This is a genomic window from Azospirillum sp. 11R-A (assembly GCF_049472615.1).
GTDB classification, from domain to species: domain Bacteria; phylum Pseudomonadota; class Alphaproteobacteria; order Azospirillales; family Azospirillaceae; genus Azospirillum; species Azospirillum palustre.
In genome coordinates this window covers 104,274-117,903 of the sequence record NZ_JBCEBL010000008.1, presented here as the reverse complement: position 1 = coordinate 117,903, position 13,630 = coordinate 104,274, and the positions used below count along the sequence as shown (strand labels likewise).

General features: G+C 67.9%; 9 protein-coding genes. 2 read left to right on the top strand and 7 right to left on the bottom strand.

Going from position 1 to position 13,630, the window contains the following annotated elements:
- Positions 1-51: 51 nt before the first annotated feature.
- From fdhD to fdnG, 4 genes are read right to left on the bottom strand one after another with little or no spacing between them, the layout of a single operon-like run.
- Positions 52-888: a formate dehydrogenase accessory sulfurtransferase FdhD gene (gene fdhD, locus VH569_RS13905; protein WP_423315871.1), complete on the bottom strand. Its 837-nt coding sequence runs from the start codon at positions 886-888 to the stop codon at positions 52-54.
- Positions 889-904: 16 nt separating this feature from the next.
- Positions 905-1,564, bottom strand: a complete 660-nt coding sequence (locus VH569_RS13900) for a formate dehydrogenase subunit gamma (RefSeq protein ID WP_423315870.1) — start codon at positions 1,562-1,564, stop codon at positions 905-907.
- Positions 1,561-2,472: a formate dehydrogenase subunit beta gene (fdxH, locus tag VH569_RS13895; RefSeq protein WP_423315869.1), complete on the bottom strand. Its 912-nt coding sequence runs from the start codon at positions 2,470-2,472 to the stop codon at positions 1,561-1,563. The genes VH569_RS13900 and fdxH overlap by 4 nt, the downstream gene beginning before the upstream one ends.
- 4 nt (positions 2,473-2,476) lie before the next feature.
- Positions 2,477-5,539, bottom strand: coding sequence for a formate dehydrogenase-N subunit alpha (gene fdnG, locus VH569_RS13890; RefSeq protein WP_423315868.1), 3,063 nt, complete (start codon positions 5,537-5,539; stop codon positions 2,477-2,479).
- 252 nt (positions 5,540-5,791) lie between these two features.
- Between fdnG and VH569_RS13885 the strand changes: the two genes are divergently transcribed.
- The gene (locus VH569_RS13885) at positions 5,792-6,706 is read left to right on the top strand and encodes a formate dehydrogenase accessory protein FdhE (protein ID WP_423315867.1); all 915 of its coding nucleotides are present in this window, start codon (positions 5,792-5,794) and stop codon (positions 6,704-6,706) included.
- 9 nt (positions 6,707-6,715) lie between these two features.
- Here the strand turns inward: VH569_RS13885 and VH569_RS13880 are convergent, their stop codons facing one another.
- On the bottom strand, positions 6,716-8,830 hold the full coding sequence (locus tag VH569_RS13880) for a sensor histidine kinase (RefSeq protein WP_423315866.1): 2,115 nt from the start codon (positions 8,828-8,830) through the stop codon (positions 6,716-6,718).
- Positions 8,818-10,224, bottom strand: coding sequence for a sigma-54-dependent transcriptional regulator (locus tag VH569_RS13875; protein WP_423315865.1), 1,407 nt, complete (start codon positions 10,222-10,224; stop codon positions 8,818-8,820). Before VH569_RS13875 ends, VH569_RS13880 begins: the two co-directional genes overlap by 13 nt.
- Positions 10,225-10,557: 333 nt before the next feature.
- Here VH569_RS13875 and VH569_RS13870 point away from each other — a divergent pair, with 333 nt between their 5' ends.
- Positions 10,558-12,261 (top strand): methyl-accepting chemotaxis protein, encoded by a 1,704-nt coding sequence (locus tag VH569_RS13870; RefSeq protein WP_423315864.1) that lies wholly within the window; start codon positions 10,558-10,560, stop codon positions 12,259-12,261.
- A 285-nt stretch (positions 12,262-12,546) separates the two neighbouring features.
- Here VH569_RS13870 and VH569_RS13865 read toward each other — a convergent pair whose 3' ends face one another.
- The gene (locus tag VH569_RS13865) at positions 12,547-13,464 is read right to left on the bottom strand and encodes an exonuclease domain-containing protein (RefSeq protein ID WP_423315863.1); all 918 of its coding nucleotides are present in this window, start codon (positions 13,462-13,464) and stop codon (positions 12,547-12,549) included.
- Between the last annotated feature and the right edge of the window lie 166 nt (positions 13,465-13,630).

The window sequence follows — 13,630 nt, the reverse complement described above, 5'->3', positions numbered from 1 at the left end:
GGGCGTTCGGTTTTATCGATTGCAAGAACGGGCAATCGCGATCCCTGGCCTTCACACGATGAAATGGCCGGGATGGCTGTAGACCACGATGCGCTCGTCACGCGCGAAGCCTGCCAGCGTCAAACCGCACCCCTCCGCCAGCCGCACGGCCAGTGCGGTCGGAGCGGAGATGGCGACGAGGCATCCGACCCCGGCAACCGCCGCCTTCTGGACCATTTCGAAGCTGGCCCGGCTGGAGGTCAGGATGAAGCCTTCGGTGGCGTCGATTCCCATGCGCGCCATCCAGCCGATCAGCTTGTCGAGCGCGTTGTGCCGGCCGACATCTTCGCGGATCGCTTTGATCGCGCCCGACCGATCGACCCAGGCGACGCCATGGACGGCGCCTGTCAGGCGGTGCAGGCGCTGGTGCTCGGCGAAGCCGGCAAGGGCGCGGGTCACGGCGGCGACCGGTACGGGTGTGCCGCGCACCACCCTGTCCTTGACCCGTGCCACCGCCTCCAGCTTCTCCACCCCGCACAGGCCGCAGCCGGTGCGCGCGGTCATGGTGCGGCGGCGGTCCTTCAAGGCCATGAAGCGTTCCAGCGGGATGTCCATATGGACCTCCAGCCCGTCGCAGCCTTCCCTGACGGCGATGTCGAACAGCTCGTCCGGACCGGCCAGGATGCCCTCCGACAGGCTGAAGCCCAGCCCCAGATCGTCCAGGTTCTCGGGTGAGGCCAGCATCACCGCATGGGAAATGCGGTTGTAGACCAGCGCGACCGGGACCTCCTCGATCACAAGGTCGTCGCAGGCCTCCGCCCGCCCCTGCTCCAGCCGCAGGACGGCGGTGCGGTGGACGGTTGGAAAGGCGGTCCCGTCCGAAGGGTCGGTCAGCATGTCGAGCGGCATGTCAGTCTCCTCAGGTTCAGACCTTCTTGCCCGTGGTCTCGCGATACCAGCGCGGATGGTGCTTCCTGGCCCAGCCATGGGTAACAACGCCTTCGACCATTGCGCGGATCGTGCCCTGAACCCAAAGCGCCGCGTAGACATGCACAATGATCGAGGAGATCAGCACCACGGCACTCGTCGCATGGACCAGCAGGGCGATGCGGATGACCGGGATCGGGAAGGAGGCGGCGAAATAGGGTCGCCACGCGATCACGCCCGAACCCAGCAATGCTGCCATGCACAGCACCATCACCCAGAACATGCCCTTCTGGCCGCCGTTGTAGCGGCCGATGTCGCCGACCTCGTTGCCCTTCATGACCTCCTTCACCGCGACCATCCAGCGGATGTCCTCGCGGTTCAGCAGGTTGTGGTGCCAGTAGCGGAAGAACTGCCGGCCGAAGGCGACGAACATGACCACCCCGACGAAGGGATGGACGATGCGCGCCAGTTCCGGCGTGCCGAACACGCCGGTCAGCCAGAAGAAGGCCGGGTAGAAGAAGGCCAGACCGGAGATCGCCAGCAGCACGAAGCAGACCGCGACGACCCAGTGATTGATCCGCTCGGCGGCGCTGTAGCGCTGGATCAGCTTTTCCTTCGCCGGATTTTGCGCGGCCGGATTTTGCGCCTTGTCCGTCATGACCGGTCCTCCTCGCGGGTGTCCGCCTTTGCGTCGTCGTGGGCGTCGTGGTGGGCGTCGTCATCGGCCCGGTTGGGACCGACCGTGATGTAGTGGAAGAAGCCGAACAGGCCGGCGGCGGCGATGCCGACCGTCGCCAGCGGTTTCAAGGCGCCCTTCCACAGGCCGACCGCCGTGCTGATCGACGGATCGTTGGGCAGGCCGGAATATTGCTCCGGCTTGTCGGCATGGTGCAGCACATACATCGTGTGCGTGCCGCCGACGCCCGGCGGGTCGTAGAGGCCGGCATTCTGGAAACCGCGGCTCTGGAGGTCGGCGATGCGGGTGGCCGCGACCTCCTTCATGTCCTCCTTCGAGCCGAACTGGATGGCGCCGGTCGGACAGGTCTTGACGCAGGCCGGCTCCAGCCCGACCGCCACGCGGTCGGAGCACATGTTGCACTTGTACGCCTTGCCGTCCTTCGGGCTGAGGCGCGGCACGTTGAACGGGCAGCCGGACACGCAATAGCCGCAGCCGATGCAGTTATCCTGGTTGTAGTCGACGATGCCGTTCTTGTATTGGACGATGGCGCCCGGCGACGGGCAGGCCTTGAGGCAGCCGGGCTCGGCGCAATGCATGCAACCGTCCTTGCGGATCAGCCACTCCAGCTTGCCGTTCTCCTCCACCTCGGCGAAGCGCATGACGGTCCAGGCCTGCGACGACAGGTCGGTCGGGTTGTCGTAGACGCCGACGCAGGTGCCGACATCGGCACGCAGTTCGTTCCATTCGGAACAGGCGACCTGACAGGCCTTGCAGCCGATGCAGACCGACACGTCGATGAGCTGGGCGATCTCGGCCGGGTTCCGCGCCTCGGCCACCGCGGTTGGGCTCGCCGAGCGGCGCTGGATGTCCAGGGATGACGAGGTCATGGCGTTACGCTCCCACGATCTTCTCGACGTTCACGAGGAACGCCTTGTATTCCGGCGTCTGGGTGTTGCAGTCGCCGACGGCCGGCGGCAGGGTGTTGGACAGGTAGCCCTTGCGCGCCACCGTCTCCCACCCCCAGTGCAGCGGGATGCCGACCTGATGGATGGTCTTGCCGCTGACCGTCAGCGCCTTGACGCGCTTGGTCACCACCGCCTTCGCCTTGATGAAGCCGCGCCGCGAGCTGACCTTCACGGTGTCGCCGGTGCGGATGCCCTTCTCGGCGGCCAGCGTCTCGCCGATCTCCACGAACTGTTCGGGCTGGGCGATGGCGTTCAGCGCCACGCTCTTGGTCCAGAACTGGAAATGCTCGGTCAGGCGGTAGGTGGTGCCGACATAGGGGAACTGGTCATGGGTGCCGAGCCGCGCCTTGTCAGCGGGGAAGATGCGCACCGCCGGGCTGGTGACCACCTTCGGATGGAGTGGGTTGGTGCCGAGCGGGCTTTCCATCGGCTCGTAATGCTCGGGGAATGGGCCGTCCACCAGCTTGTCGGTGGCGAACAGGCGGCCGACGCCCTCCGGATTCATGATGAAGGGGTTCATGCCGCTGGAGGGCGCCGCGTCGATCTTGAAGTCCGGCACGTCGGCGCCCGCCCACCGCTCGCCGGTCCAGGCGATCAGCGTGCGCTTCGGATCCCAGGGCTTGCCCGACGGATCGCAGGAGGCGCGGTTGTAGATGATGCGGCGGTTGGCCGGCCATGCCCATGCCCAGCCCGGTGTGTTGCCGAGACCGGAATCGGAGTTGTCGCGCCGCGCCATCTGGTTGCCCGCCTGGGTCCAGCAGCCGGCGAAGATCCAGCAGGCCGACAGGGTGGAGCCGTCATCCTGCATCAGCGCGAAGCCCGGAAGCTGCTCGCCCTTGCGGGCCAGGAACTTCGTCGGGTCCTTCGGGTCGGGGATGTCGGCCAGCGCCCGGCCGTTCAATTCCTTCGCCAGTTCCTCCGGCGTCGGTTCCAGCGGGTTCCGATAGGGCCAGGAGAGATTGAGGATCGGCTCCGGTGCCGTGCCGCCGTCCCGGCGGTAGAGGCCGCGCAGCGCGACGAACAGCTCGGCGATGATCTCCTGGTCGGTCTTGGCCTCGCCCGGCGGATTGGCGCCCTTGTAGTGCCATTGCAGCCAGCGCGCCGAATTGACGATGGCGCCATCCTCCTCGGCGAAGCAGGTCGACGGCAGGCGGAACACCTCGGTCTTGATGGCTGCGGTGTCGACGTCGTTGATCTCGCCGTGATTGCGCCAGAAGGACGCCGTCTCCGTGGCGATCGGGTCGATCACCACCATGTATTTCAGCTTGGAGAAGCAGGCGGCGGTCTTGCGCGCGTCGGGGAAGGAGGTCAGCGGGTTGAAGCCCTGGACGATCAACCCGTTGACCTTGCCGTTGTGCATCAGGTCCATGACCTGAAGCACGTCGTACATCTTGTCCCACTTGGGGATCCAGTCATAGCCCCAGTCATTGTCGCGGGTGGCGTTGTCGCCCCAGAACCATTTCATCAGGCTGACGAAGAATTTCGGCGTGTTGCTCCAGAAATTGAGCTGGCCGGGCTGCTGCGCCTTGGGCGTCGTCCTGGCGAGATAGTCGGCGAGCGTCGGGTGCGCCTTCTCGTTGGGCAGCGTCAGATAGCCGGGCAGACTGGTGGACAGCAGGCCGAGGTCGGACAGGCCCTGGATGTTGGAATGGCCGCGTAGCGCGTTCACGCCGCCGCCGGGCATGCCGATGTTGCCCAGCAGCAGCTGGATCATCGCCATGGTGCGGATGTTCTGGGCGCCGACCGTGTGCTGGGTCCAGCCGAGCGCGTAGAGGATCGTGCCGACCTTTTCGCGCGCCGAGGTTTCGCCCAGATAGCGGCAGACCGTCAGGAAGCCGTCCTTCGGGCTGCCGGTCAGGTCGGCCACCACGTCGGGCGTGTAGCGCGCGTAATGGGCCTTCATCAGGTTCCACACGCAGCGCGGATGCTGGAGCGTCGGGTCGGTGCAGGCGTTGCCCGCCTCGTCGAACTCGTAGTTCCAGCTCTTGCGGTCGTACTGCCCCTTGGCCGGATCGAAGCCGGAGAACAGGCCGTCCTCGAATCCGAAACCCTCGTCGACGATGTAGGAGGCGTTGGTGAACGCCTTCACATACTCCCACTGGATTTTATCGTTGGCGATCAGCCAGTTGATGACGCCGCCCAGGAAGACGATGTCGGAGCCGGCGCGGATCGGGACATACTCGTCGGCCACGGCGGCGGAGCGGTTGAAGCGCGGATCGACCACGACGATCCGGGCGCCCCTCTTCTTCGCCTCGATGGCCCATTTGAAGCCGACGGGGTGCGCCTCGGCCGGGTTGCCGCCCATCACCAGGATGAAGTCGGCGTTGGAGATGTCCACCCAGGTGTTGGTCATCGCCCCTCGCCCGAAGGTGGAGGCCAGCGCCGACACGGTCGGGCCGTGGCAGACGCGGGCCTGCGCGTCGGTGCCGACAATGCCGAGCGAGCGCATGAATTTCTGCGTCAGGATGCCGGTCTCGTTCGACGAGGCCGAGGCGGTCAGCATCGCCGTCGACACCCAGCGGTTCACCGTCACGCCCTGGTCGTTCCTGACGACGATGTTGGCGTCGCGGTCGTCCTTCATATGGCGGGCGATGCGTTCGACCGCCTCATGCCAGGAAATGCGCTTCCACTCGCTGCTGCCGGCCTCGCGCACCTCTGGATATTTGAGGCGGTTCGGGCTGTGGATGAAGTCCAGCAGGCCGGCGCCCTTCGGACAGAGCGAGCCGCGGCTGACGGGATGGTCGGGGTCGCCCTCGATATGGACGATCTCCGCCTTCGCGTTCTTGGCGCCGTCCCCCAGGCTGTACATCAGCAGGCCGCAGCCGACCGAACAGTAGGGGCAGGTGTTGCGAATCTCCTTGGCGCGGGCCAGCTTGAACTGCCGCACCTCGGCCAGCGCAGTCGCCGGCAGGAACCCCAGCGCCGCAACGCTGGAGGCCGCGATTCCCCCCGCCGTTCCCTTCATGAATTGCCGACGACTGAGCTGCATGGTTCCTCCCGGATTGGCGCTGTTTTGGGCGCGCCCAAGGCAGGTTCCGTGCCAGTCCGGAAAAGCCCTCAAATCCTGTGGCTTTCCGTCATGGCCTTAACGTGTTTATGGACATTCTGTCCGGATCGGAGGGACAGAATGTCCACATAAGGGTTAGGCTGATTGGCACTTTCCACTGCGAAAAGGCGGCTCGGCCGGCTTGTACGGAAATTGCAACGGACGGCGGGCGCAACCTCATGAGAGACGGCCCCCATGTCCCAGCACCGCCACGCCACTGCTACCGAAGGATCCACTCCCGTCAGCGGGGCGATGGCCGAAGCCATGGCCGCCGCCGGACTGGAGCCCGGCCGGTCGCCGTCCCCCGTGCGCCTGCCGGATGCCGGCAAGCTGTTTCAGCACCGCGCCAAACGTCTTCGCAGCCTCGCCAGCGGTCATCGCTTGTCCTCCTGGCTGGCCTTCATGGCGCAGTTGAGCGATGTCCAGCACGCGCTGACCGCGATCCAAACCTTGGCGTCGCCGGAGACAGGCTGGCTTTCCGACCTGGAACAGCTGCGCTGCCGGCTGCGCGGCACGCTTCCGGCGGCGGCGGAGAACGCGCTGGAGGATCTGCCCTGGAGCGACGGGGAGGCGCTGAACGCCTTGGCCGCGCGGCTGTTGGCCGGCGAGGCGAAGCGGGAGGATATCGGCGGCGCACCCTTCATCGTCGCCGCCCTTCAGGTCGCCTGGACCCGCCACGCCGGCGGACTGGAGGCCGGTGCGGTCTCCGCCTCGGCGGTGGCCGGCCACTGCCCGGTTTGCGGAAGCGCGCCGGTTGCCGGCGTGATCCACACCGGGAGCGAGATCGGCGGGCTGCGCTATCTCCATTGCGGCCTCTGCCATACAGCATGGCACCATGTCCGCAGCGCCTGCGTGGCCTGCGGCGAAGGCAACCGGATCGACCTGCGGCTGATCGAGGCGGGGGAGGATTCCGGCAACGGGTCCAACGACCCGGCGCGTGCCGAAACCTGCGAATCCTGCAATGGCTATCTGAAGCTGTTCCTGATGGAGAAGGCGCCCGGCCTCGACCCGGTGGCCGACGACCTCGCCTCCTTCGCCCTCGACATCCTGGTCGGCGACGAGGGATTCCAGCGGATCGGCGGCAACCCATTCCTTGCCAAGGGGGAATGAGCGACCGGTTCACTCGTCGCGGAACAGGACCGATGGGGATGCCGCTTCGCCGGGCCGGCCGGCGAAGCGGGCTATCCGGCGCAACGTCACGGTGAAGGTGGTGCGAAGGCCGGGCCGGCTCTGCACGGCGATGTGGCCGCCCTGGCGCTGGACGATGGCGAAGCTGATCGACAGGCCCAGCCCCGTCCCCTCGGACTTCTTGGTGGTGAAGAAGGGGTCGAAGACGCGGCCGAGACAGTCGGGCTGGATGCCGTGTCCGGTGTCGTGGACCGACAGGACGACGCCCGCCTCGCCATTCTCCGGAAAACGCGTGTCGGCGGTCTCGATGGTCAGCGTGCCGCCGTCCGGCATCGCCTGGACGGCGTTGACCATCAGGTTGACCAGCACCTGCTGCAACTCGCCCCGGCTGATCTCGACCGGCACCGTCGCCGTCAGGCTGGTTTCCACCGCGATGCGGCGGCGCCCCATGGTGTGGCGGGTCAGCAGCAGGCAGTCGAGAACCACCGCGTTGACGTCGACCGGCTCCGCCTGCCCGGCATAGTCGCCCGGCCGGGCGAACTGGAGCAGCTTGGCGATGATGGTCTGGATGCGCCGGGTCTGCTCGTCGATCAGGCGGATCTCGTCCTTCACCGGTGCGGCGGCATCGCCCAGCACCTCGCCCAGCAGGTCGAGGTTGCCCTGGATCACCGCGACGGGGTTGTTGATCTCGTGGGCGACCCCGGCGGTCAGCTGGCCGATGGCGGCCAGCTTCTCGCTCAGCACCAGCTGGCGGCTGGCCTGCCGGAGCGTGGCATTGGCGCTTTCCAGCTCGGCCGTGCGCTCGGCGACCTTGCGGTCGAGGTCTTCGGCCGACCGCTGCAACTCCAGCCGGCGGGCCGCCAGCGAGTCCAGCAGCTGGTCGAAGGCCCGCGACAGCCGCCCAAGCTCGTCCCGGCTCCGGCTCGGCCCGGCGCGCGCCGTCTCGTCGCCTGCCTCGATGGTGGCGATGACCCGGTTCATCCGTTCGAGCGGCCGGAAAATCGCCTGGGCGAAGCGCAGATCCGCCAATGTTCCGAGCGCGGAAACAGCCAGGAACGCCAGGACCAGCCCGGTCATGGCGCGGTATAGCGCGTCCTGCAACGGCGCTTCCAGGAAGCCGACATAGAGCATGCCGATGCGCCGCCCTTCGGTGTCGAGCAGCGGCTCGTAGCCGGAGACATAGGTGTCGTCCACCACGAAGGCGGAGCCCAGCCACACCCTCCCCTCGCCCATCACCCGGCGGTAGACCGCCGCCGACGCCCGCGTGCCGAGCGCACGCTCCCCTTCGAACAGGCGGACATTGGTGGCGATGCGGGTGTCGTCGAGGAACAGGGTTGCGGTGCCCTGGCTGCCCAGCGGCAGCGACGCCTCCTGATAGACGACGGTGTTGATGCGGTCGACAATGGTCTGGCTGCCGTTGAGCAGCGTGCCGCCTTCCAGCACGCCGAGAATCTCGCCGTCGAGCCCGAATATCGGCACTGCGGCGTGGATGGTCAGTGCCCGGTCCTCCACGCTGCGCGCGGTGGAGGCGGCGTTGCGGGTGGGCACCAGCGGAATGAGGGTACGGGCCGGCAGGGACGGGTCGATGGCGGCCAGATGCTCCGGCTCCAGCACGTCGAGCCCGTGGGTGCCGTCGCCCCGCAAGGCCGAGCGCACCACCGTCCAGCCGGACCGGTCGGCCCCTTCCGATCCGGCCTTTTCCGCTCCGCCGCCGGCCCGCACCCGGCCCTGCGGATCGAGCAGCAGCAGGAAGTCCAGCCCTTGCCGGTGCGCGGTCTCGTCCAGCAGCGCTTCCAGCCTGCCGCCCTCCCGCCGCTCGAGCGCAAGCGCCAGGCGGTGGGAGGCCGCGAGCGCCGCCAGCCCGTCGCCGACCGTGCCCTGCACGCGGTCGAACACCTGCCGGGCGGTGCCGAGATCGGCGCTGACCTTGTTGATCAGCAGCTGGTTGTAGCCCTGGGTGCCCCAGTACCAGACGATCAGCAGCAGGGCGGGCATGCCCAGCAGCAGCGGTGCCAGGACCAGCGCCAGCAGCTTGTGGCGGACCGATCCCGTGAAGGGTGTCAGACGCTCGTCCAGCGCGGCGCGCAGGCGGCTCAGACGCCCCATTCGGCCCACTTGCGGTCGAGCGTCTTGCGCGACACCCCCAGCAGGGCGGCGGCCCGCGCCCGGTTCCCGCCGCAATCGGCCAGCACGGCCAGGATATGACGCTTTTCGACCTCGGCCAGCGTCTGCCCGCCGGCCGCGTCGGCGCCGGCCCCCTCCGGGGCGACACAGACCGACAGACCCAGATCCTCCAGCGGGAACTCGCCGAACAGCAGGGCGCGCTCCACAAGGTTGCGCAGTTCGCGCACGTTGCCGGGCCAGCCATGGGCGATCAGCGCCGCTTCGAGCGGCGGGTCGATATCCAGCGGCGGAACCCCCAGGCGCAGCGACAGCACCCCCATGAAGCGGCGCGCCAGCTCGACCACATCGTCGCCCCGCTCCCGCAGCGGCGGAACGCGCAGGGTCATCACGGCGAGCCGGTAAAACAGGTCCGCCCGGAACCGGCCGGCGGCGACCTCCGCCTTCAAGTCGCGATTGGTTGCGGCCACCACGCGGACGTCCACCGGAAGCTCCTGCTCGCCGCCGACCGGACGGATGCGGCGCTCCTCCAGAACGCGCAGCAGCTTCGATTGCAGCGCCAGCGGCAGTTCGCCGATCTCGTCCAGGAACAGCGTGCCGCCATGGGCGTAATAGAACAGCCCCTTGCGCGCCTCCTTGGCCCCGGTGAAGGCGCCGCGCAGATGGCCGAACAGCTCGGCCTCCACCAGATCGGCCGACACGGCGGCGCAGTTCAGCGCCACGAAGGGCCGCTCGGCCCGGTGCGAGCGGGTGTGCAGGGCGCGCGCCACCAACTCCTTGCCGACGCCGGACTCCCCTTCGATCAGCACGGTGGACGGCGAGGGTGCTACCCGTTCGATGAGCGCCCGCAGACGCAGGATCGCCGCCGAGCGGCCGACGATCTCGTCGGTGGTGCCGCGCCGCTTGGCCAGCTGCCGCCGCAGGACGAAGTTCTCGCGCTGGAGCCGGGTGCGCTCCATGCAGCGGGCGATGGCGCTGACGATCTGCTCCACCCGGAACGGCTTCAGGATCAGATCGGCCGCCCCGGCCCGCAACGCCTCGATGGCGGTGTCGATGTCGGCGAAGGCGGTGATCAGGATCACATCGCCGCCGAAGCCGGCCGCCTGCAACTCCTTCAGCCAGTCGAGGCCCGACTGTCCCGGCAGGGCGATGTCGAGGATGATCAGATCGACACAGTGCCGTTCGAGATGAAGCGCGGCGTCCTCGGCGCTGCCCGTCGTGGTGACGCGCCAGCCGCGCCGCTCCAGGCTGCGCGACAGGAAATTGCGGATGCCTTCCTCGTCATCGACGATCAGCACGGACGGCGCGGTTGCCGGCTCCTCCGCTGCGGCCGCGGACGGGATGGCTGCGTCATCGGGCGGCGGGGTATCGGTTGGCATTCTCAGCTTCGGTGAGGCATCGCACAGGGGTATGACCGCGCGATCATAGCGAATGTCCACACTGTTTCCAGAGATAAGCGGCAATCTGCCGCTACTGCCTCCCGGTTGGGTTAACAATTCACTACCGCTTTGATTGCGGCGGTCCTGTCTGCGGCACACGGTGCGCAAGAAAAACCGTTTGTTCGGACACAAACTATTGTCTATCATATTCCAGTCATTGCAATCGTATAGCAATTAATTAATTGGGCTCGGGTTTTCCTGATCCCGTTGCCGCCGGTTGCCTTGGGCAGAACGCCCCCGATCCACTCCATCGTCCTTGGAAAGAGATATCCCATGGCCCTGCACGCCTGGTTTTCCGATCGGAAACTGGTTCACAAGCTGCTCATCCCGGCGGTCCTGCTGCTTGCCGTCATGGGCAGCGTGGTCTGGACGGCCAGATCGGCATTGGTCGACCTGACCGCCTCCACGAGCCGGGTGACCGATGTGGTGGCCGGGCGGCTGTCGGCGGCACTGACCATCCAATCGGCCATGGGCGATGCGATGGACGCTGAATCCAACGCGCTGGTCGCCGGCACGCGCGAGCGCATCGACGCCGCCTTCGCGACCTACAAGGACAACATCGGCAAGGCGCTGACCGCCATCGACCGTCTGGCCGCGGCCTACGACGCCCCGGCCGACCGCGAGGCGATCTCCGGGATCAAATCCATCGTCGGCGAGTATGAACGGGTGTCGCAGAAGGCGGTGGAGCTGGCGCGGGCCTATGACACCGACAGCGCGATCCGCGTGTCGATCGACGTCGGCCGCCCGGTCCGGCAGAAGCTGAACGCGGCCCTGTCGGAGCGGGTGGAGCACAGCCTGGAAGAGACCAAGCGCGCCGAGGACCGGGCGCTGGCGCTGTCCTCCAGCGTCATGACCCGCCTGTACGGTGTCGCCGGTGTCGGCCTGCTGGTCGCCTTCGGCCTGTTCGGTTCCATCATCGTGGCTTTCGTCGTGCGGCCGCTGCACCGGCTGGTCGCCGACATGACGGCCATCGCCGACGGCAATCTCGCGGTCGACATCCAGGGCGCCGGCCGCAAGGACGAGATCGGGCTGCTCGCCCGCGCGCTGCTGGTGTTCAAGAGCAACGGCCTCGCTATGCGCACCCTGCAGGAGGAGCGCGAGGCGCAGAAGCTGCAGGCGGAACGCGACCGGCAGGCCGGCATGCGGGCGCTGGCCGACCGCTTCGACGCCGATGTGCAGGACGTGGTTCAGGCGGTGGCGACGGCCGCCCGCCATCTGCGCGGCAATGCCGAGACCATGACCGCCATCGCCTCGCAGACGAGGGAACAGGCGGCGACCGTCGCCGCCACCACGGCGCAGTCCTCCGCCAACGTCGCCACCGTCGCCGCGGCGTCGGAACAGCTGGGAAGCTCCATCGGCGAGATCGGCCGGCAGGTCAACGCCGCCGCCGCCATCGCCCGCAACGCGGTGCAGGAGGGCGAGCGCACCAACGCGCTGGTCGCCCGGCTGGTCGAGGCCGCCCAGCGGATCGGCGATGTCGTCAGCCTGATCCAGAACATCGCCAGCCAGACCAATCTTCTCGCCCTCAACGCCACCATCGAGGCGGCGCGGGCCGGCGAGGCCGGCAAGGGCTTCGCCGTCGTGGCACAGGAGGTCAAGGCGCTCGCCACCCAGACCGCCCAGGCGACCGAGGAGATCGGCAGCCAGATCGCCGAGATCCAGACGGTGACCGACGGCACGGTGACGGCGATCCAGACCATCGGCCGCACCATCAACGACGTCGATTCCATCGCCGGCGCCATCGCCTCGGCGGTAGAGCAGCAGACCGCCGCCACCCAGGAGATCGGCCGCAACATCCAGCAGGCGGCCCAGGGAACCCAACTGGTGACCGGCAACATCGCCGAGGTCAGCAGCTCCGCCGGGCAGGTCGGACAGGCGGCCACGGAGGTGCTGGGCGCCGCCGACAGCCTGTCGCACGATTCCGACCGGCTGCGCGAGCGGATCCAGGCCTTCATCGGAGAGGTCCGCGCGGCCTGACGCGAAGAGCCGCATTGGGGCCGGCCGCATCGGAGCCGGATGGAACGCTATGGAACGGTTTTCCGGCCCTGTTCCACTGTTCCATCCGCCGCCCCTGCGACCGCAAGGGGACAGGTTTTGGCGCGATGAGCGGCGCCGGCACTCGATTGTTTCCGAAACGGGTCGGGTGGACCGCCGCCACCGCGCCATGCCGTTCCTCCGGTGGGTGAAACACTGGGGGGCACCCAGTTCTATCACCGTCGCCGGCCGGCGCTAAGCGCGCGATGAAAAAACGCCGGGCGGGCGTCAGGCCCGCCTGCGGGTGGCGGACGCCGCGACCATGGCGAAGAACTGCGCCTCGTCGATGGTGTCGGGCTTGCCGTACTTGGCGCGCCGGGCGGCGGCGGTGTCGAGCTTGGTGGCGCCGGGGGCATGGCCGACGACGAGATAGTCGGTGTCCTTGCGGACGCTGTGATGCCAGTGTCCGCCCAGCGCCTGGATGCGGGCCATCACCGCCTCGCGCGACAGGCCGGTCAGCTCGCCGGTGACGGCGAAGGCATAGCCATTGATGCCGTGCGTGATGGGAACGGCCGGTTGCAGGACCAGCGGCGGCGGGTCGATCTGGTTCGTCGGCGCCAGATGGGGAACCGCCAGCATCTCCACACTGCCGAGGATCATCTTCTGGAACAGGCGGCTGGTGATCTCGGCATCGACGAAGGCGCCGTGGAAGCGCGCCCGGATCCCGACATCGATGCCGAACAGCGTCGCCACCGCGTCGAGCGACGCCCGCCCGGCCACCTGCGCCCTGGCATGCTGCATGGTGCAGACCGACTGGCTCGCCATCCAGCGAATGCCGCAGAGTTCGAATTCATGCCGCAGGAACTCGATGTCGAAGCCGACATTGTGGCCGACCAGAACCGCGCCTTGCAGGAAGCCGAGGATGTCCTGGGCGACGCTGTGGAAGGGATCCTGGTGGCGAAGCAGATGGTCCGGCAGCCCGTGCACCCTCAGCGCATGCGGGTTCGACTTGCGCCCCGGATTGAAGATGAGGCTGAGACTGCGGCCGGTCGGGACCGCATCCGCCAGTTCGATGGCGGCGAAGCTGACCATGCGGTCACCGCCGGCCGTCGACAGACCGGTGGTCTCGCAGTCGATGACGACGAAACGGCGGGAAGATGGCCGGCTCCGGCCGGGCTTCGCCCCCGCCGAGGGATCGGTAGGCACTGTATCGCTCGAAAGGCTCATCGACTCTCGCCCTGGGGGCTGGACCGCCCCGTTGCACCACGCAATCACGGGATAATGGCAGGGTCGCCACCGCAGGTCGAGTGTGCGCGCCACCGCATGAACGGCGTCCCGGTAATGCCAGGGCCGACCGGCATTCGCTTCCATC

Bases quoted from the DNA above. Each gene is read 5' to 3' on its own strand.
- fdhD (WP_423315871.1), bottom strand. From the start codon at position 888: ATGCCGCTCGACATGCTGACCGACCCTTCGGACGGGACCGCCTTTCCA.
- VH569_RS13875 (WP_423315865.1), bottom strand. From the start codon at position 10,224: ATGCCAACCGATACCCCGCCGCCCGATGACGCAGCCATCCCGTCCGCG.
- VH569_RS13885 (WP_423315867.1), top strand. From the start codon at position 5,792: ATGTCCCAGCACCGCCACGCCACTGCTACCGAAGGATCCACTCCCGTC.
- fdnG (WP_423315868.1), bottom strand. From the start codon at position 5,539: ATGCAGCTCAGTCGTCGGCAATTCATGAAGGGAACGGCGGGGGGAATC.
- VH569_RS13880 (WP_423315866.1), bottom strand. From the start codon at position 8,830: ATGGGGCGTCTGAGCCGCCTGCGCGCCGCGCTGGACGAGCGTCTGACA.
- VH569_RS13900 (WP_423315870.1), bottom strand. From the start codon at position 1,564: ATGACGGACAAGGCGCAAAATCCGGCCGCGCAAAATCCGGCGAAGGAA.
- VH569_RS13870 (WP_423315864.1), top strand. From the start codon at position 10,558: ATGGCCCTGCACGCCTGGTTTTCCGATCGGAAACTGGTTCACAAGCTG.
- fdxH (WP_423315869.1), bottom strand. From the start codon at position 2,472: ATGACCTCGTCATCCCTGGACATCCAGCGCCGCTCGGCGAGCCCAACC.